15 protein-coding genes are annotated in these 19,175 nt (G+C 72.3%); 9 read left to right on the forward strand and 6 right to left on the reverse strand.

Annotation, left to right across the window (positions count from 1 at the left end; genetic code table 11):
• The 6 genes from O3X23_RS29875 to O3X23_RS29900 all read left to right on the forward strand — a co-directional run.
• Positions 1 to 884 (forward strand): glycosyl hydrolase (locus O3X23_RS29875; RefSeq protein WP_269274971.1); only part of this gene is annotated, 884 nt, incomplete at its 5' end.
• 48 nt (positions 885 to 932) lie between these two features.
• Positions 933 to 1,877, forward strand: a complete 945-nt coding sequence (locus O3X23_RS29880) for a glutathione S-transferase family protein (protein WP_269274973.1) — start codon at positions 933 to 935, stop codon at positions 1,875 to 1,877.
• 32 nt (positions 1,878 to 1,909) lie between these two features.
• Complete coding sequence (locus O3X23_RS29885; protein WP_269274976.1) at positions 1,910 to 2,359, forward strand: GNAT family N-acetyltransferase; 450 nt, start codon at positions 1,910 to 1,912, stop codon at positions 2,357 to 2,359.
• Positions 2,360 to 2,648: 289 nt separating this feature from the next.
• On the forward strand, positions 2,649 to 3,827 hold the full coding sequence (locus tag O3X23_RS29890; RefSeq protein WP_269274978.1) for a hypothetical protein: 1,179 nt from the start codon (positions 2,649 to 2,651) through the stop codon (positions 3,825 to 3,827).
• The gene (locus O3X23_RS29895; protein ID WP_269274980.1) at positions 3,824 to 5,947 is read left to right on the forward strand and encodes a tetratricopeptide repeat protein; all 2,124 of its coding nucleotides are present in this window, start codon (positions 3,824 to 3,826) and stop codon (positions 5,945 to 5,947) included. Before O3X23_RS29890 ends, O3X23_RS29895 begins: the two co-directional genes overlap by 4 nt.
• Before the next feature lie 96 nt (positions 5,948 to 6,043).
• The gene (locus O3X23_RS29900) at positions 6,044 to 6,661 is read left to right on the forward strand and encodes a DUF6629 family protein (protein ID WP_269274981.1); all 618 of its coding nucleotides are present in this window, start codon (positions 6,044 to 6,046) and stop codon (positions 6,659 to 6,661) included.
• A gap of 75 nt (positions 6,662 to 6,736) precedes the next feature.
• Here O3X23_RS29900 and snpA read toward each other — a convergent pair whose 3' ends face one another.
• Complete coding sequence (snpA, locus tag O3X23_RS29905) at positions 6,737 to 7,396, reverse strand: snapalysin (RefSeq protein ID WP_269274982.1); 660 nt, start codon at positions 7,394 to 7,396, stop codon at positions 6,737 to 6,739.
• Between the two features lie 258 nt (positions 7,397 to 7,654).
• Here snpA and O3X23_RS29910 point away from each other — a divergent pair, with 258 nt between their 5' ends.
• Positions 7,655 to 8,641 (forward strand): LysR family transcriptional regulator, encoded by a 987-nt coding sequence (locus tag O3X23_RS29910; protein WP_269274984.1) that lies wholly within the window; start codon positions 7,655 to 7,657, stop codon positions 8,639 to 8,641.
• 16 nt (positions 8,642 to 8,657) lie between these two features.
• On the opposite strand, the gene meaB is transcribed toward O3X23_RS29910, so the two are convergent.
• From meaB to O3X23_RS29930, 4 genes are all read right to left on the reverse strand, one after another.
• A complete protein-coding gene (gene meaB / locus O3X23_RS29915) occupies positions 8,658 to 9,650 on the reverse strand; it encodes a methylmalonyl Co-A mutase-associated GTPase MeaB (RefSeq protein WP_269274987.1) in 993 nt (330 codons plus the stop codon).
• Between the two features lie 4 nt (positions 9,651 to 9,654).
• On the reverse strand, positions 9,655 to 11,904 hold the full coding sequence (gene scpA / locus O3X23_RS29920) for a methylmalonyl-CoA mutase (RefSeq protein ID WP_269274989.1): 2,250 nt from the start codon (positions 11,902 to 11,904) through the stop codon (positions 9,655 to 9,657).
• The gene (gene mutA, locus O3X23_RS29925) at positions 11,904 to 13,808 is read right to left on the reverse strand and encodes a methylmalonyl-CoA mutase small subunit (protein ID WP_269274991.1); all 1,905 of its coding nucleotides are present in this window, start codon (positions 13,806 to 13,808) and stop codon (positions 11,904 to 11,906) included. The genes scpA and mutA overlap by 1 nt, the downstream gene beginning before the upstream one ends.
• 238 nt (positions 13,809 to 14,046) lie before the next feature.
• Positions 14,047 to 16,083, reverse strand: coding sequence for an ATP-binding protein (locus O3X23_RS29930; protein WP_269275133.1), 2,037 nt, complete (start codon positions 16,081 to 16,083; stop codon positions 14,047 to 14,049).
• Between the two features lie 476 nt (positions 16,084 to 16,559).
• Here O3X23_RS29930 and O3X23_RS29935 point away from each other — a divergent pair, with 476 nt between their 5' ends.
• Together O3X23_RS29935 and O3X23_RS29940 are read left to right on the forward strand one after the other, a co-directional pair.
• Complete coding sequence (locus O3X23_RS29935) at positions 16,560 to 17,501, forward strand: sigma-70 family RNA polymerase sigma factor (RefSeq protein ID WP_269274993.1); 942 nt, start codon at positions 16,560 to 16,562, stop codon at positions 17,499 to 17,501.
• A gap of 190 nt (positions 17,502 to 17,691) precedes the next feature.
• Positions 17,692 to 18,051 (forward strand): STAS domain-containing protein, encoded by a 360-nt coding sequence (locus O3X23_RS29940; protein ID WP_269274994.1) that lies wholly within the window; start codon positions 17,692 to 17,694, stop codon positions 18,049 to 18,051.
• Between the two features lie 72 nt (positions 18,052 to 18,123).
• On the opposite strand, the gene O3X23_RS29945 is transcribed toward O3X23_RS29940, so the two are convergent.
• Complete coding sequence (locus O3X23_RS29945) at positions 18,124 to 19,149, reverse strand: LLM class F420-dependent oxidoreductase (protein ID WP_269274996.1); 1,026 nt, start codon at positions 19,147 to 19,149, stop codon at positions 18,124 to 18,126.
• Between the last annotated feature and the right edge of the window lie 26 nt (positions 19,150 to 19,175).

Here is a 19,175-nt window from a genome sequence, read left to right on the forward strand (position 1 = left end):
CGTCCGCAGCCGCCACCCCGCTCTCCGCGACGCCGTCGGCCCCGCCGGCCGCGACGCCCACCCCCTCCCGCAAGCCCGCCCCCACTCCCACCGCGACCGGCACCCCGTCCCGGCAGCCGGTGCCCGCGGCCACCGTCCCCGTCGCGCGTTCGGCGAAGAAGGGCGTGGGCGTCTGGACGTTTCCCGGGGTGGACAAGGCGCTGCAGCAGTCCGGCGCGAGCTGGTACTACACCTGGTCCACGCAGCACCAGGGGGTCGCGGGCTCCAGTACCGCGAACTTCGTGCCGATGATCTGGGGCGCCGCCTCCGTCACCGACACCGCCCTGGCGCAGGCCCGCGCCGCCAGCCCCTACCTGCTGGGCTTCAACGAACCCGACATGGCCGAGCAGTCCAACATGACGGTGGAGCAGGCACTGTCCCTGTGGCCGCGGCTGGCCACGGCCGGCCGGACGCTCGGCAGCCCGGCCGTCGCCTACGGCGGCGACACCGCCGGTGGCTGGCTCGACCGCTTCATGTCCGGGGCCTCCGCGCGCGGCTACCGGGTCGATTTCATCGCGCTGCACTGGTACGGCGGGGACTTCTCCACCCCCAACGCCGTCAGCCAGCTGAAGTCGTATCTGCAGGCCGTCCACGACCGGTACCACAAGCCGATCTGGCTGACCGAGTACGCCCTGATCGACTTCTCGCACGGCACCCGCTTCCCCACCCCCCAGCAGCAGGCATCCTTCGTCACCGCCTCCGCCTCCATGCTCGCGTCGCTGCCCTACCTGCAGCGCTACGCCTGGTTCGGCCTGCCGGCCTCGGACACCGCGCCCAGCAGCGGCCTGTTCCGCAGCGGCGCCGTCGCGACGGAGGCGGGCCGGGCGTTCCGCGCCACGCGCTGAAGCGCCGAAGCGCGGCGGGCGGGTGGCGCACTGGGTACTGTCGGAGGCATGGCAGCACAGTTCGTACGGGAGACGGGCACCAAGGGCGAGTTCACCCGGCAGGCGAACCGCTTCACCGACCGGATCACCGCCGACGGTTCGAGCGGCCGCACGGCTGAGGCGGGCCGCTACCGGCTGGTCGTCTCGCTCGCCTGCCCCTGGGCGCACCGCGCGATCATCGTGCGGCGGCTGCTCGGCCTGGAGGACACGATCAGCCTGGGTGTGGTCGATCCGATCCGTGACGAGCGGGGATGGCGTTTCACGCTCGACGAGGGCGACCGCGATCCGGTGCTCGGGATCGGCCTCCTCTCCGAGGCGTACCTGCGGACGGATCCGGGGTACGAGGGCCGCGTCACCGTCCCGTCCCTGATCGACACGGAGACCGGGACGGTCGTCACCAACGACTACCCGCGGATCACCCTCGACCTCGAGACCGAATGGAGCGCGTTCCACCGGCCGGGAGCGCCCGACCTCTATCCGGCGGACCTGCGCCCCGAGATCGACGCGATCGGCGACGAGCTGTTCCGTGACGTGAACAACGGGGTGTACCGGTGCGGGTTCGCCGCCTCCCAGGAGGCGTACGAGCAGGCGTACGACGCTCTGTTCGACCGGCTGGACGCGCTCACCGACCGGCTGGCGGGACAGCGGTACCTCGTCGGCGACCGGATCACCGAAGCGGACGTGCGGTTCTTCACGACGCTGGTGCGGTTCGACGCGGTCTACCACAACCACTTCAAGTGCAACCGGAACAAGCTCACCGAGAACCCGGTGCTGTGGGCCTACGCCCGCGACCTCTTCCAGACCCCGGGCTTCGGCGACACGGTCGACTTCGACCACATCAAGCGCCACTACTACGCCACCCACGAGCAGCTGAACCCGTCCCGCATCGTGCCCAAGGGCCCCGACCCGTCCGGCTGGGCCACCCCGCACGGCCGCGAGGCACTCGGGGCCTGAAGCCGCTCCGATTCCCGTGTGAGGATGGCGCCATGGTGGAGATCAGTCCCTTGCGTCCCTGGGACCGGGTGAGGTGGGAAGCGCTGGCGCGCGGTTACAAGGCGTTCTACGAGACGGTGGTGCCCGACGCGGGGTACGAGGAGACGTGGCAGCGGCTCATCAACGGCGGTGAGCTGTACGGGATCGCCGCGCGGGTGGACGGCGAGGTCGTCGGCATCGCGCACTACCTGTTCCACGCCAACGTCTGGTCGGCCGGCGCCTGTTATCTGCAGGATCTGTACGTCGACGAGGCGGCGCGGGGCCGGGGGGCGGCGCGGGCCCTCATCGAGCAGGTGGCCGACGCGGCGCGGGAACGCGGGGTGCCGCGGCTGTACTGGCACACCCAGCAGGGCAACGCCCAGGCCCGCGCGCTGTACGACAAGGTGGCGCGTTTCCGCGGATTCATCTGCTACGACGTGCCGCTCGACGAACCCCGGAACTGACAGTCACCGTTCCTGTTTGACGGTACGTGTCCGGCCGCGCACACCGTGCTGAGCTGGGAATCCCGCAGGACCTGAGTGTTTCTGCAGTGTGAACGTACACGGTCATCACCTTCCGCCTGAGGAGGTGATGACATGAAGAAGATCACTGTCCGCAAGAACGGCCCGGTCAAGCTGACCTCGGCTTCGTCCCAGTACGGGACCTGGCCCTTCTGCTGATCCGAGTTCCGCTGTTGGCCCGTGCGCGGGAAGCCTCCCGTGCGCGGGCTCAGGCCGTCGCAGGAGACGTGTGATGACAGCACCGCATCCGGAATTCCATGAACTGACCTTCGTGGCCGAACGCGACGAGGTCACGGTGGGACGCCCGGACATCGAGTCCTACGTGACGTTCCCGGCGGACGGCGCCGAACTGCTGCGACGCCTCATGGACGGCATGGAGACGACCGCCGCGGCCCACTGGTACGAGCAGACCTACGGCGAACCGGTCGACATCACCGACTTCCTCAGCACCCTCGACGACTGCGGCTTCGTCCGCACCGAGGGCGAGGCCACCGCCCGTCCGGCCGTCGTGCGCCATCAGCGCCTGGGGCGGTGGCTGTTCTCCCCGCCGGCCTGGATCGTCTTCGCCGCGCTGACCGCCGCCGGAATCGTCGCGATGGTCCGCGAGCCGCAGGCGCGCCCGCACCCCCACGCGATCTTCCTGGCGGACTCGCTGCTGCTCACCCAACTCGTCCTGCTGCTGGGCCAGATACCGGGTCTGCTGTGGCACGAGTCGTTCCATGTCCTGGCCGCCCGCCGGCTCGGCGTCGGATCCCGGATGACCGTCGGGCGCCGGATGTACTTCCTCGTCCTGGAGACCCATCTCGACGGCCTGCTCGGCGTACCGGGCCGGCGCCGCTACCTGCCCTTCACCGCCGGAGTCCTCGCCGACGTCCTGCTCTTCTCGGCCCTGACGGTGGCCGCCGCGGCCGACGCCGCCTCCGGCGGCCTGTCCTGGCCGGGCCGCCTCGCCCTGGCGTTCGCCTTCCCCACCCTGTTCAGGATCGCCTGGCAGTTCTTCTTCTTCCTGCGCACCGACCTCTACTACATGGTGACGACGGTGCTGGGCTGCACGGACCTGCACGAAGCGGCGACCGCCCGGCTGCGCGGGCAGTGGCGGTGGGTGCCCGGGGTGCGCCCCCGGCCGGCCGACGCCGGGCCCTGGTCACCGCGCGACGCCGCCGTGGCGCGCTGGTACGCGCCCGCGATGATCGGCGGCGTCATCCTGCTGCTCGGCTGGGCGGCCCTCGCCATCATTCCGGCGCTGGTGGAGTTCGCGGACCGGATGGCCGCCGGGCTGACCGGCGACGGCGGCACCGACCCGCGCTTCTGGGACTCCGTCGGCTCCGCGACCCTGATCCTCGCCCAATTCGCCCTGCCGTTCCTCCTGCCGGCCAGGAAGAGCGCCCGCAGAGAGGAACGTCCCCTATGAGCAGCAACCGCCAGACGCCCCGCCACCGCTGGCTCAGCGGACCCGACCGCACGGTGCGGGTGGCGACGGCCGGAGAACTCGCCGCCCCCGGGCACCTCACCACCGTCGACAGCCACCGACGGCTGCGCGGACCGTACACCGCGGCGGGCAGCCTGCTGCGCGCCATCGTGCCCGACGTGCTGCGGAGCAGACCCGCGCTCGTCGCCCGGCACGCCATTGAGATCCTTTCGGTCGCGCCCGAACTGCAGGACATCGTCGACGCGCCACCGCAGACGCTGACGTCCCTGGCGTCGCCGACCGAACGGACCCGGTACTACTCGCCCCTGCGCACCCGCAGGATCGCCCATGGACTCACCGAGTTCCTCAACGCGTGGGCCCAGGAGGCCGGTACGACCGCAGGCCGCCCGCAACTGGTCCTGTTCGACAACCTGCACGCCGCCGACCCCACCGACCAGGAGCTGATCGCGGTCCTGCTGCGCCGCGCCAGGACCGAGGTCCTCACCATCGCGATCGGCACCAGCTCCGCCCCGGACCTCCCCGAGACCCTGGCGCGGGAACTGGACCGCCACGCGCTGCGCACCGAGCTGCCGGCCGCGTCCGCGGCACCCGACCCCCGTGTCCCGAACGAACTCCTCCAGGCGTACATCACCTCCGACGGCACCAGCGACAACCCGGCCGAGGCGGCCGCCTACCGGAACGCCGACCCGCGGGTGCGCGCAGGACTGCACCGCGTCCGCGCCGTCGAACTGGAGGAGGACGGTGCCTGGAGCCTGCGGCTCGGCGCCATCGCCTACCACCGCGCGCACGCGGGCGCCCGGACCGACGACGAGTGCCGCGACCTGCTGACCGCCGCCGACTACTGCCTCCGGATGGGCTACTACGACGCGGCCATCGAGCTCGCCGGCCAGGGCCGGGAGAGCTTCGACCCGGTGGAGCGGGAGCGGCTGTACTGCGTGGCCGGCGGCAAGACGGCCCAGGCGCTGGGCGCGCTGGGACGCACCGTCGAGGCCGAGGCGATCTACCGGGAGCTGCGCGGCCGGTACACCGACCCGGTGGTGCACATGGTCTCCAGCTATGCCCTGGCCATGCTGTACACGCGGATCCACCCCGAGGAGCTGCTGGACCCGGACCTGGCCAAGCAGTACGTCAACAACTCCATCGCCATCGCCCAGCAGCTGCCCGACCCCGCCGAGCGCGCCTTCCACACGGTCTTCCACCAGAACGGACTGGCCCTGGTCGAACTGCGCCGGGGCCACCCCGAGACCGCCCTGCGGCTGGTCACCGAGGGACTCGCCCGGCTGGACCGCGAGCTGGAGGCGGGGGCGCACTCACTGCACCGCTCGGTACTGCTGCACAACCGGGCCCAGGTGAACGTGGCCCTGGGACGGCTGGACGACGCACTGGAGGACTTCGACGGGGTCCTCGCCCTCGACCCGTACTACCCCGAGTACTACTGCGACCGTGCCGCGCTGCAGTACAGGCGGGGTGATCTGGAGGCGGCGCTCGCCGACTACGACACGGCCGCCACCCTCACCCCGCCCATCCACGAGCTGTACTACAACCGGGCCGACGCCCGAGCGGCCGCCGGGGACACCGACGGCGCACTGAGCGACCTGCGGTACGTGCTGGAGCTCGAACCCGACTACCTCGCCGCACGGGTCAACCTCGTCTCCCTGCTCATCGACGCGGGCGACACGGACCTCGCCGCCGTCCACCTCGCGCAGGGCCTGGAACTGCACCCGGACGAACCGGACCTGCTGTGCACGCGGGGACTGCTCGCCATGGAGCGGGACGACGCGGCCGAAGCCCTGCGCGCCTTCGACGCGGCGCTCGCCGCCGACCCGCTGCGCTCGGCGGCGCTGGCCAACCGCGCCGTCCTGCACTACGAGGCCGGTGACCACGCCGCGGCCGTCGAGGACCTGACCCGCGCCCTGGCGGTGTCCGGGGACGACGCCGATCTGCTGTACAACCGCGGCTACGCCCATCAGGCGGCCGGAAGTTGGCGGTCCGCCATCGCGGACTACCGGCGGGCCCTGGACCTGACCGGGGCCGACCGCGACGCGATCGAGTGCCAACTCGCCGAGTGCCAGACCGCCCTCGCGGTCGCGGTCGCGGGCTGACGGCGCGGGGCGCCTGATCCGTCCGGCGCCTCCCGGGTCGTACGGTGGAGAAAGTGATGATGTGACACCTTTCTCCACCGGAACCGGGATGACGCCATGTGCTGGAGCGCGACCGCCGACCTCGTGGCAGGTTCCGGTATCGCCGCGATCGGGGTGGCCTGTGTGGCGCGGGTACGGCGGGTCCGCGATCTGCCGATCGCGGCGCTGCCGCTGCTGTTGGGCGTCCACCAGGTCATCGAGTCCGTCGTCTGGCGTTCGCACGGCGACGCGGAGCCGGCGATCACGGCCTGGGCCGTCATCGCCCTGCCGGTGCTGCCGTTCTGGGTGCCGTTCGGAGTGCTGCTCGCCGCGCCCAGGAGCGCTCGGCGGCAGCTGCTGATCCCGGCCGCCGTGGGCCTGGTCACCGCCGTCACGCTCGCCTACCTCCTCGCCACCCGCCCCGTGAACGCCATCATCCGCGGGCACACCGTCGGCTACGGCATCGACCTGCCGCGATCGTCGCTGATCATCGCGGGCTATCTCGTCGCCACCATCGGTTCCCTGCTGCTGAGCGGCGACCGGTGGCTGCGGCTGCTCGGCGGACTCGTCGCGGCCGGGGCGCTGATCTGCCTGATGGCGTGGCGGTTGGAGTTCGTCTCCACCTGGTGCGCCTTCGCGGCCGCCGCCTCCGTCGTCATCCTCGCCTGGGTGCCCCGCAGGCCCGCCGGCCCATGAGACTTGGCGCGGGCGAACGCCGGAAGGCCCCCGCACCGTGCGTGCGGGGACCTTCCGGGCGTCAGGCGGGACGGATCAGCCGCGTGCCGCGATCCCGGCGGCCAGGCCGTTGACCCACAGCCGGTCCACGCGGGCGCGTTCCGTCGCGTTGGGAACCTGGTTGCGGCAGGAGGTGCCGGGGCCGCCGCCCGACATCAGTTCGCTGCACGGGCCCGAGTAGTGGTCCGGGAGGCCGAGCACGTGCCCGGTCTCGTGGGCGACGACCCGGGTCGAGTCGTACTGCTGGTTCTGCCGGTAGTCCAGGAAGATGTAGCCGTTGCCGTGTCCGTCGGTGCTGGCGTACGAACCCTGGCTGGAGTTGCCCTCGTAGTAGGCGAAGTCCGCGTTGCTGCCTTCCGCCAGCTTCACGTTCTTCTCCGCGGAGTTCCAGATCTGCGCACTGCGCGATATCTGGGACCGGAACGAGGGCGCGTTGCCGGTGCTGTAGATCAGCGTGACGGTCTGCAGGGCCGGGTTGGCCGCGCGCTTGGCCGCGACCGACCGCTGGACCGCTTCGAAGAACGCCTTGTTGGCAGCCGCGTTCTCGTTCGATCCGGCATAGGCGGCGTAGGACGCCGAGGCCTCGGCCGCGGAACGGTCCGCCTGGGGGGCGGCGGCGATGGCGGGCACGGTGCCCAGGCTCGCAGCGAGGCCGATGCCCAGCACTGCCGAGAGCAGCACCTTGGGGTATCGCATGGGGGGTCTCCTTCTCCTCCGAGAAGCCGTCGGTCGCCGTCGGGTGGAGCTGAATTGGGGGGAACGGCGACCGGGGCTGGGGGATGAACTGCTGATGCCGGTGAGTGTGCGGGAGGCGCGCACCGCCGCGGATGATGTCAGGGGCCGATAGGCCGGGGACATCACCCGATCCGGGGGGTCGACTCGTAGGTGAAAGACGGGTATTGCTGCGATTCGGGACCCTGGTGCGACGTACTGATGCCGCCATATCCTCCGCTCATGGAGCTCGAGGTGAGGCACCTTCGCGCGCTGTGCGCCATCGCCGATACCGGCAGTGTCCGCAAAGCGGCGCGGCAGCTGGGGATGACCCAGCCGTCCCTGACGACACAGCTCCGACGGATCGAGAGCGCGCTCGGCGGCCAGCTGTTCTCCCGGGAGCGCACGGGCAGCCGCCCGACGCCGCTGGGCCGGACCGTGCTCTGCCGGGCGCGGCCCCTCGTCGCCGAGATGAACACGCTGGTGGCCGAGACGAAGGCGGCCGTGATCAGGGCCGCGGGGCCGCACCTGCGGATCGGCGGCACGGCGAGCCGCGCCATGGCCGGCTGGGTCAGCAGGGTGCACGCCCGGCTGCCGGACTCGGAGACCACGATCCGGGTGGACGTGTCGGCCAACGCGCTGCTGCAGATGGTCGCGTTGAACCAGCTCGACGTCGCGTTCGTCCACGAGGTCGAGGGCGCGCCGCTCCGCATCCCGGACGGTCTCGAACGGCGGGTCCTGGTCGCGCGGGAACCGCAGTTCATCGCCCTGCACGCGCACCATCCGGCCGCGCGCAAGAGCGTGGTGTCGCTGTCGGACGTCGCGGGCGACCGCTGGATGGTCGACCCGAGCGTCGACGGCGAGTGGGACGGTGTCCAGCGGGCGCTACGCGCGTCGGGGTTCACGCCGCGCGTTGCGTACGGGGACTATCTCACCGCCGCCGACATGGTCGCCGCCGGTGAGGCGGTCGCGCCCTGCCAGCCGACCTCGCAGCCCCGGCACGGCATGGCCATCCGGCCGCTGCGCGGCGACCCGATAGCGGTCGAACTCTTCATGGCCTCCCGGGCGCTGCCCGAAGGCTCCGCCGGGGTCGACGCGCTCTACTCCGACCTGGTGGCGGCCTACCGGGAGGCGGCCGCCGCGGCCACCACGTACCGGCAGTGGCTGGCCAGGAACAACAGACCGCTGCTGCACGAGGACGAGCTGTCGCGCACCGCCGGCTGCGCCTGACGCCGCCGGAACAGGCTCAGGCGTCCGGCGGCTGGAAGGCCGCGAGCAGCCGTTCGGCGGCCAGTGTCGCGGTGAGGGTGCCCTCGCGGACCTGCCGTTCCACGTCGGGGGCGAGGGAGCGGACGTCGGGGTGCTCGCGCACCCGGGCGAGGAGTTGGTCACGGACCATGGACCAGGTCCAGTCGATCTGCTGGTCGCGCCGCTTCGCCTCCAGGCGGCCGTCGGTCAGCAGGACCTTCCGGTGCTGCTCCAGGCGCTCCCAGACGGCGTCGAGTCCGGTGTTCTCCCGCGCGCTGCAGGTGAGCACGGGCGGCGTCCAGCCGGCGTCCAGCGGCTGCAGCAGCCGCAGCGCGCCCGCCAACTCCCGCGCGGCCGAGGCCGCTTCGCGCTCGTGCGGGCCGTCCGCCTTGTTGACGGCGACCATGTCGGCGAGTTCCAGGACGCCCTTCTTGATGCCCTGCAACTGGTCGCCGGTGCGGGCCAGGGTGAGCAGCAGGAAGGAGTCGACCATGTTGGCCACGGCGGTCTCGGACTGGCCGACACCCACGGTCTCGACGAGCACCACGTCGTAGCCCGCCGCCTCCATGACGATGATCGACTCACGGGTGGCCCGGGTGACGCCGCCCAGCGTGCCGGAGGTGGGGGAGGGCCGCACGAAGGCCGCCGGGTCCACCGCCAGCCGCTCCATCCGGGTCTTGTCGCCCAGGATGGAGCCGCCGGTCCTGGTCGAGGACGGGTCGACGGCGAGGACCGCGACCCGGTGGCCGAGGCCGGTCAGCAGGGTGCCGAGCGCGTCGATGAACGTGGACTTGCCCACGCCGGGCACCCCGCTGATGCCGACCCGGCGTGCGGTCCCCGAGTGCGGGAGCAGCTCGGTCAGCAGCCGCTGGGCCAGCTCGCGGTGGGCGGGGCGGGTGGACTCGACGAGGGTGATCGCCCGGGCGATGTGCGGCCGCGACCCGTCGAGGACGCCCTTGATGTAGCCGTCGATGTCGATCGTGGGTGCCATCGGCTCACAACTCGTGGCCGAGAGCGGCGGCGAGGGACTTCAGCACGTCGTACGCGGCGTCCGGGATGACCGTGCCGGGCGGGAACACCGCTGCGGCGCCCGCCTCGTACAGGGTCTCGATGTCCTGCGGCGGGATGACGCCGCCGACGACGATCGTGATGTCCTCCCGGCCCGCCCCGGCGAGCTCTTCGCGCAGCGCCGGCACCAGCGTCAGGTGGCCGGCCGCGAGCGAGGAGACCCCGACGATGTGGACGTCGGCCTCGACCGCCTGCCGGGCCACCTCGGCCGGCGTCTGGAACAGCGCGCCGACATCGACGTCGAATCCCAGGTCGGCGAAGGCGGTGGCGATCACCTTCTGGCCGCGGTCGTGGCCGTCCTGGCCCATCTTGGCGACCAGGATGCGCGGGCGCCGGCCCTCCGCGTCGGCGAACGCGTCCGCCAGCTTGCGGGTGCGCTCCACGCCGGGTGACGTTCCTGCCTCGTCTCGGTACACACCGGTGATGGTACGGATCTGGCCGACGTGCCGCCCGTACACCTCCTCCAGGGCGTTGGAGATCTCGCCGACGGTCGCCTTGGCGCGCGCGGCGTTCACCGCGAGCGCGAGCAGGTTGCCCTCCAGGCCGCCGCCGGGCCGGTTCCCGTCCCGGGCGGCCGCGGTCAGCGCGCGCAGCGCGTCCTGGCAGGCGCCCTCGTCGCGCTCCGCGCGCAGCCGCCGCAGCTTCTCGATCTGCTGGGTGCGGACCGAGGAGTTGTCGACCTTGAGGACGTCGATCTTCTCGTCCGTGCCCACGCGGTACTTGTTGACGCCGATCAGCGCCTGCCGGCCGGAGTCGATACGGGCCTGGGTGCGGGCCGCGGCCTCCTCGACGCGCAGCTTCGGGATGCCCGCGTCGATGGCCTTCGCCATGCCGCCGGCGGCCTCGACCTCCTCGATGTGCTGCCAGGCGCGCCGGGCGAGGTCGTGGGTGAGCTTCTCGACGTACGCGCTGCCGCCCCACGGGTCGATGACCCGGCAGGTGCCCGACTCCTGCTGCAGGAACAGCTGGGTGTTGCGGGCGATGCGGGCGGAGAAGTCGGTGGGCAGCGCCAGCGCCTCGTCCAGTGCGTTGGTGTGCAGCGACTGGGTGTGGCCCTGGGTGGCGGCCATCGCCTCGACGCAGGTACGCGGCACGTTGTTGAACACGTCCTGCGCGGTCAGCGACCAGCCCGACGTCTGCGAATGGGTGCGCAGCGACAGCGACTTGGGGTTCTTGGGGTCGAAGCCCTTGACGAGTTTGGCCCACAGCAGCCTGGCCGCCCGCAACTTGGCGACCTCCATGAAGAAGTTCATGCCGATGGCCCAGAAGAACGACAGCCGCGGTGCGAAGGCGTCCACGTCGAGACCGACCGCCAGCCCGGCGCGCAGGTACTCGACGCCGTCGGCCAGTGTGTAGGCCAGCTCCAGGTCGGCCGTGGCCCCGGCCTCCTGGATGTGGTAGCCGGAGATGGAGATGGAGTTGTAGCGCGGCATCTTCTGCGAGGTGTACGCGAAGATGTCGGAGATCACCCGCATCGACGGCTGCGGCGGGTAGATGTAGGTGTTGCGGACCATGAACTCCTTGAGGATGTCGTTCTGGATGGTCCCCGCGAGCTTCTCCGGGGGCACCCCCTGCTCCTCGGCCGCGACGATGTAGAGGGCGAGGACCGGCAGCACCGCGCCGTTCATCGTCATCGACACGCTCATGCGGTCCAGCGGGATCCCGTCGAACAACTGCCGCATGTCGTAGATGGAGTCGATGGCCACGCCCGCCATGCCGACATCACCCGTGACCCGGGGGTGGTCGCTGTCGTAGCCGCGGTGGGTGGGCAGGTCGAACGCGATCGACAGCCCCTTCTGGCCGGCCGCGAGGTTGCGGCGGTAGAAGGCGTTGGACTCCTCGGCGGTGGAGAAGCCGGCGTACTGCCGGATGGTCCACGGCTGGTTGACGTACATGGTCGGGTACGGCCCGCGCAGGTACGGCGCGATCCCCGGGTACGTCTCCAGGAAGTCGACACCGGCCAGGTCGTCGGAGGTGTAGAGCGGCTTGACGGCGATGCCCTCCGGGGTCTGCCAGAGCAGGTCCTCGTCGTCCTTGCCGGTGCTCTCCCGCACGGCCGTCCGCCACTGCTCCGCGGTGACGCCGTCACCGGAGGCGGCACCGGCCGGACCGTCCGGGATCAAGTCGATGTCCGCGAAGTCCGGAATCGGTCCCGGCTGCCCCGTGCTGCCCTGCATCACGCCACTCCCATGCGGTCGAGGACGGAGGCGAGGACGGCGACCGCGTCGCCGCCCGCGAAGACGAACTCGTCGACTCCGGCCCGAAGATACGTTTCTCGCTGCTCGTCGCCGGGACGTCCCGCGAGGAAGACCCGCAGCGCGCCGGCCGAGACCAGGGCGGCCGCCACGTCCGCGGCCTGCTCGGCGTACAGCTTGTCGCTGGAGCACAGGACCGCCACGGTGGCGCCGCTGCGCCGGAACGCCTCGGCCGCCGACTCCGCGTCGACCGTCACCGGGTCCTGGACGGTTTCGATGCCGCCCGCCTGGAAGAGGTTGGCGGCGAAGCTCGCCCGGCCGGTGTGCGCCGCGGCCGGGCCCAGGGCGGCCAGGAAGGCGCGGGGGCGGGAGCCGGTGGCCGCCAGCCGGGCGTCGGAGCGGGCCCGCAGCGCCTCGAACGCGTCGTCGCGCCGGACCGTCGGCAGTCCGCCGCCCTCGCTCGTGAGGATCCCGGCCGGTTCGGGAGCGGCCTCGCGCTCCACCGACTGCTCGGCGAGGTTGGGGAACTCGCTGACGCCCGTGATCGGCTCGCGGCGGTGCGCGAGGTCCGCGGACCGCTCCTCCCAGGTGGCCGAAAGGCGCTCGGCGATCAGCCCGGAGCGCAGGGCCGCCGCCTGGCCGCCCGCGCGTTCGATCTCCTGGAACCACGACCAGGCGGCGTGCGCCAGTTCGTCCGTCAACCGCTCCACGTACCAGGAGCCGCCCGCCGGGTCGATGACCCGTGCCAGGTGCGACTCCTCCATCAGGATCGACGAGGTGTTGCGGGCGATCCGCCGCGCGAAGTCGTCCGGCAGGCCGAGCGCGTCGTCGAAGGGCAGCACGGTGACGGTGTCGGCGCCGCCCACACCGGCCGCCACGCAGGCGACGGTGGTGCGCAGCATGTTCACCCACGGGTCGCGCCGGGTCATCATCACCGGCGAGGTCACCGCGTGCTGGCGCTGCGCCCCCGCGGCGGGGGCCGCCCCGCTCGCCTCGGCGACCCGGGCCCACAGCCGCCGCGCGGCGCGCAGCTTGGCGATGGTCAGGAACTGGTCGGCGGTGGCGGCGTAGCGGAATTCCAGCTGGGCGCAGGCCGCGTCGACGGTCAGCCCGGCGGCGGTCAGCGTCCGCAGGTAGGCGACGCCGGTGGCGAGGGAGCAGCCCAGTTCCTGCGCGGTCGAGGCGCCGGCCCCGTGATAGGGCAGTGCGTCCACGGTCAGGGCCCGCAGTCCGGGGTACTCCCGGTGGCACAGCGCGGCCAGTTCCGCGGCCTCGGCGGACCGGGTGTCCAGGGCGGAGTGCTGTCCGGTGCGGACGGCCAGGCCCAGCGGGTCCGCGCCGAGGTTGCCGAGCGCCGAGTGCGCCGGCACCCCGCGCGTCCCGTAGAGGCGCAGCAGCTCACGGGCGGCGGCGTCGAACTCGGCGCCGGCGTCCAGGACGACCGGCGCGAGGTCGAGGTAGACGCCCTCGAGGGCCGCCGGGATCCCGGACACGGGCAGGCCGGTGCCGCCGACGAGGAGCCACAGCGAAGTGACGCCGTTCTCCAGGTCGGTGAGTACGGCCTCGTTGGTGCGCTTCGGATCGGGCCGTGCGTGGCGCTGGCGAACGTCCCATCCGGCGCGCGCCGTGCCCTCGGGCCGTCCGGCGCGGGTGAACGGCGGGAAGCCGGGATAACCGGGCTCCGCGGAGCTGTCCTGCGCGGTGTACAGCGGACGGGTGGCGATCCCGTCCTGAAGCGTGGTGGACAGCGTTTCCTCGGCCGGGGTGCCCGGGAGCGCTGTGCCCGCTTTGTGGAGAACGCCTTCGACAAGGCGTTGCCACTGCTCGCGGGAAGCGTCCGGGAACTCGTCGGCCAAGGGGAGTCCGTGATCAGGCAGGACCGTCATGGGGAAAGGCTAGGGCAGCCGCTAAAGGCAGGGCAGGCCCACGACTGTGACCTTGCCCTCGTTGGTCGTCCCCACCGTCCTGAACTGGGGCTTTTGGGCCTTCGCCGGAGGGATCCCGCGGACGGTCAGGGGGCCGGCCGGGTGCGTCCCAGGGGGTGAGTGGGGAACCGGAACGCGTCCGGGACGACGGGCAGCGGATCGTTCATGGGCCGAGGACGCCGTCCGGGGCGGGGCCGCGTCAGGCCTCTATCGGGGAGGCGGCGTCCAGTACGGAGGCGAGAGCGGTCTGCAGGTCGGCGGAGGCACCGCGCCGGAAGGCGCGCTCGTAGGCCTCGTCGCCGATGCCGGCGCGGGCGCTGCGCTCGCACTCCTCCCGGATCGGACCCAGTTCCGGCGTTCCGCGCTGGGAGTGGCCGACCGTGCGCCAGAAGGCCTGTCCGACGCCGAAGACCCCCGCGGCCCGTTCGGCCTCGCCCTGGGCCGCGATGGCGGCGGCCAGCACGTCGAGGCCCAGGGCGATGCCGAAGTTGTCGCGCAGCAGCCGTTTGCCGTCGAGCATCGTGCGGGCGTGGCAGGCCGCGGCGGTGGGGTTGCCCGCGAGGAGGGCGACTATGGAGAGCTGGTAGTCGAGGTAGGAGCGGGTCCAGCACTCGTCGAGCTCGACACACCGGTCGCGCAGCGCCTCCGCCTCGGCCCGGGCCTCGGGCAGTTTGCCGAGTCCGATGAGGGCGAAGACCCTGACCAGCCGGCAGCGGAACCGGGCGGCCGAGACGAAGGGCCGGCCGGGCTCGACCTCCAGCGCGTGGTCGGCCGTCACCTGTGCGGCGAGCGGCTGCCCGGTCAGCACGGCGATCAGGCCGCTGATATTGGCGGCGGCGACGACCGCCTCGTTGTCGCCGTCCTCCCAGGCCGCGCGGGCGGCGTCCACGCTCAGCCGGCGGGCGTCCTCGTACTGGCCCTGGAGCGTCACGGTCAGGCCCAGCACCCAGAGCGCCCGGGTCCGTTCGCGGCCGTGCGTCCGGTATCCGGCGAGGCCCTGTTCCAGGTAGGCGCGGGTCTCGTGGAGATGGCCGGATCCGCTCCAGAAGAAGCCGATCAGTCCCGCGAGGTCCAGCGCGTACCGGGGGGCCGTGACCAGCAGGTGGTCCAGGGCGGTGCACAGGTCGGTGCGTGCCGCGTTGACCCAGCGGTACCAGCCGGCCTGGTCGGCGCTGAGCCATCCCGCGTCGGCCTGACGTGCCAGCCGCAGGTAGTGGTAGGCGTGGCGGTCGGCCAGCGCGGATTCCTCGGACAGCGCCCGGAGCCACCACTGGCCGTACTCCCGGATGGTGTCCAGCATGCGGTAGTGCTCGCCGTCCCGGCGGACCACCGACTGGGCCGCCAGCCGTTGCAGCACCGGGCCCACGGCCTCGGCGCTGAGCGGACCGCCCGAGCACACCGACCGGGCCGATTCGAGGTCGAAGCCACCCCGGAAGACGGTCAGCCGTGCCCAGAGCAGCCGCTCCACCGGATGACAGAGCTCATGGCTCCAGCCGATCGTGGTCCGCAGGGCCCGGTGCCGTTCCGGCCACACGGCGAGGGACCGGCTCACCAGGTCGAAGCGGGAGCCGAGACGTTCGGAGACCTCCTGGACGGTGGCCCGGCCGACCTGGGCGGCGGCGAGTTCCAGTGCCAGGGGGATGCCCTCCAGCCGGCGGCAGATCGCGTCGACGGCCGCGTCGGCGCCGGCCTCCGTGAGCCGGCCGCCGGCTCCCGCGGCGGCGGTACGTTCCTTGAACAGGGACCGCGCGTCCTGGCCGTCGATCGCCATCGGCAGGACGTCCAGCACGTGTTCGGTGTCCAGGCCGAGCGGCTGCCTGCTGGTGGCGAGGACGGTCAGTCCCGGCACGGTGGTCAGGAGATCCCCCACGAGGTTCCGGTAGCTGTCGACCAGGTGTTCGCAGGAGTCCAGCACCAGCAGCAGCTCCTTGCCGGAGAGCCACTCGCACAGCGTCTCGACCGGCATGCGGGAGGTGTGGTCGGCGAGGTCGACCGCGTCCGAGACGGTCGCCAGCAGCAGCCGTTCCCCGTCCAGGGACGACAGGTCGGTCCACCACACCCCGTCCTGGTACCGGTCGGCGGCTCGGGCCGCCGCCCGTAACGCCAGCCGGGTCTTGCCCACGCCACCGGTACCGGTCAAGGTGACCAGCCGATGTCCGGTCAATGCCGTATCCAGGCAGGTCAGTTCGCTGCCGCGTCCGACGAAACTGGTTGATTCCTCGGGAATGTGCCCCATCACGGGCCCAGTCTGACACTCAGGGGAAGCGCGGGCGGGCGGGACGGGGAATCCACCTGTCCGGAACGCGGCCTACCGCTTGCGCGGCCGGCCCATCGGGAGGAATCCGGTCAGGACGAGCGCCGCCCGCGCTTCGCGCAGATGCATCGGGTGCGGTAACACCGCGGGCAGACCACGCGCACAACGGCGTTGAGCAACAGGCGGGATGAATCCACGGCACACCTCCGGGTCTCGTGGGGGACACTCGTCGCCCGTCGCGTACCCCCTTCCGAAGGGGTCACGCCCTCCCACGGTGCTTACTCGAACACCGGTGACGGCCACCGGAGCCGGCGTGTACGCCGGCCGGCGCGGGGTCGACGTCCGGGCGCGGCGATCCGCCGTCGGGGGCGGGGAGGCGCACCACGTCGGCCGGCCCGGATGTCACACTCCGGCCGTCCGCACCGCTCTCGGGTGGCACCAGCGACAGGAGACCCGCCATGTCCGACATCCCGCCCGCCGGCAGCGCCCGCGAAACGGCGGCGGACGAGGCCACGAAGGTCTTCGTCGACCACCGTGAGCTGCTGTTCTCCATCGTCTACGACATGCTCGGCAGCGTCGCCGACACCGAGGACGTCCTCCAGGAGACCTGGCTGGCGTGGACGTCCCGGGCGGGGGCGCCCGGCGCGGAGCCGATCGCCGCCCCGCGCGCGTACCTGGTGCGGATCGCGGTGAACAAGGCACTCGCCCGCCAGGCCGTGATCAGCCGGCGACGCGAGACGTACATCGGGCCGTGGCTGCCCGAGCCGCTGATCACCCCCCTGGCCGCCCCGCCCGCCCCCGGCGACGGGGCCGAGGCGGCCGAGCGCACCGAGTCGGTGTCGATGGCGCTGCTGGTCGTCCTGGAGACCCTGACCCCGCTGGAACGCGCGGTGTTCGTCCTGCACGAGCTGTTCGGCTACGCCCACACCGAGACCGCGGACATCCTCGGCCGCACCCCCGCGGCGGTCCGCCAGCTCGCCCATCGCGCCCGCGAGCACGTCCACGCCCGGCGCCCCCGCTACCGTGCCGACCCGCGGCTGCGGCAGCAGGTGACCGAGCGGTTCGCCGCCGCGGTGTCGGGGGGAGACCTGCAGACCCTGCTCGAACTGCTGGCGCCCGACGTGACGCTGTGGGCGGACGGCGGAGGCAAGGCCACCGCCGCCGGGCGGCGGCCGGTCCACGGTCGCGACAAGGTGGCCAGGGTGCTGTCGGCCGGCGCGGGCCGCACCGGCCGCGGACTGGACATCCGCTACGAGCGGATCAACGGGGGCCCTTCGGCGGTGCTGTTCCGTGCCGGATCGCCCTTCGCGGTGCTGGTCGTCGACCTGGTCCCGAACAGCGCCCAGGTGCAGGGCATCTACTTCGTGACCAACCCCGACAAGCTCTCCCGCGTCGGCTGACCGCGCGCGGCGCGGCCGGCGCGTCTGCCCGTCCAGCGCAGAGCGGACCCGCCTTTACCACGGTCGGCATCCTCGCCGCAGCTTTTCGGTGAACGAGGTCCGGATAGCATCGATCGCACGTACGGTGGCTCACGTCGACCCTGACCCTGTCGGTGCCCTGCACGATCGTCCCGTATCCGAGGGAGCCGTCGTGGAAGAGTCCAGCACGCCTGTGTTCATACCGGACCAGACCCACACCCACGGGGACTGCACCGTGGTGCCGCTCCGCGGCGAGATCGACCTGTTGACCGCCCCTGACCTCACCCTTTACCTGGACACCCTGACCGCGGGCCGCCACCCCGACCTGCTCATCGATCTGCGGCAGGTCGAGTTCCTCGACGGCAGCGGCATCACGACCCTGGTGCGCGCCCGCAGCCGGGCGGTCGCCCGCCAGGGTCGGTTGCGGCTGCTCTGCGACCACCCGCCGCTGCTGCGCGTCCTCCGGCTCCCCGAACTCCGGCTGGACTTCGACGTGCTGGAACACATGCCGGCACCAGAACCGGCCACGTAGCCCCGGGAGGGACACCCGGCCCCGCGGACTCCCGTCCGGCGGGGCCGGTGGCCGTGGACCCGAACCGCCGGTTCATCCGGCGGCGGGCCCCAGCCGGGCCAGTGTGTCGAGCAGTTTGGCGCGGCTGACGAAGACCTCCGGCGGCAGCGAGACATACAGCTGGATCGTGGTCACCCCGGGGAGGTGGTACCGCAGAATGCGCTCCCGGCACTCCTCGGGCGACCCGCTGATGAACAGACCGTCCACCACCTCGTCCGGCAGCGCCTTCTGGGCGCCCTCGGGGTCCCCGGCCTCCCAGCGCTCGTGCGACTCCCGCAGCAACTCGCCGTGCCCGAGCCATTCGTGGAATTTGCGGTACGGCTCGCGGTTGAGGATCCACGCCAGGAAGGGGCGGGTGGCGCGATGGGCGTAGTCGGTGTCCTCGGTGGGGCACACGAACACCTTGACCACGAGCTCCTTGCCGGCCGGCTGCGGCCCGACCGCGTTGAGCACGGTGGGCACGTCCTCCGGGAAGAGGAGATTGGTGATCGCCCCGTCCCCTTCGGTGAAGCCCAGCCGCAGCATGCCCGGACGCAGCGCGCCGAGAATGACCTTGACCGGCGCGGCCGGCGGGTGCGGCAGTTGGAAGCCGGTGATGGAGAAGGTGTCGAAGTCCCCGGAGACGTGCTCGCCACGCAGCGCCCGGGTGGTGAACCGCAGGACGTCCCGGGTGCGTTTGAATGGCTCGTCGAACGGGATGCCGTTGATGTCGGTGACATGGGCGGGCACCGAGGCGCCGATCCCCAGCAGTACCCGCCCGGGGGCGAGTTGCGCGAGGGTCGCGGCGGTCTGGGCGAGCACCGCGGGACCACGGGTGTGCACCGGGACGATGCCGGTGCCGATGCGCAGCGACGAGGACCAGGCGGCGGCCGCCGCCAGGGGGGTGAAGGCGTCGGTACCGCCGCCCTCGGCGCTCCAGACATCGGTGTAGCCGAGGTCGGGGAGCCGTTCGACGATGAAACGGTGCCGGTCGATGGTGAGCCCCGGCAGCGGCAGGGTGATGCCCCACCGCGGTGGGGCCGCCGCGGTGCGCGCGGGCGGTTCGTGCGGGGCGGTCATGGGACGACGGTCCTCTCGTGGCGGGT

The sequence above is a fragment of the Streptomyces sp. H39-S7 genome, assembly GCF_027158205.1.
In the GTDB taxonomy this organism is placed as follows: Bacteria; Actinomycetota; Actinomycetes; order Streptomycetales; family Streptomycetaceae; genus Actinacidiphila.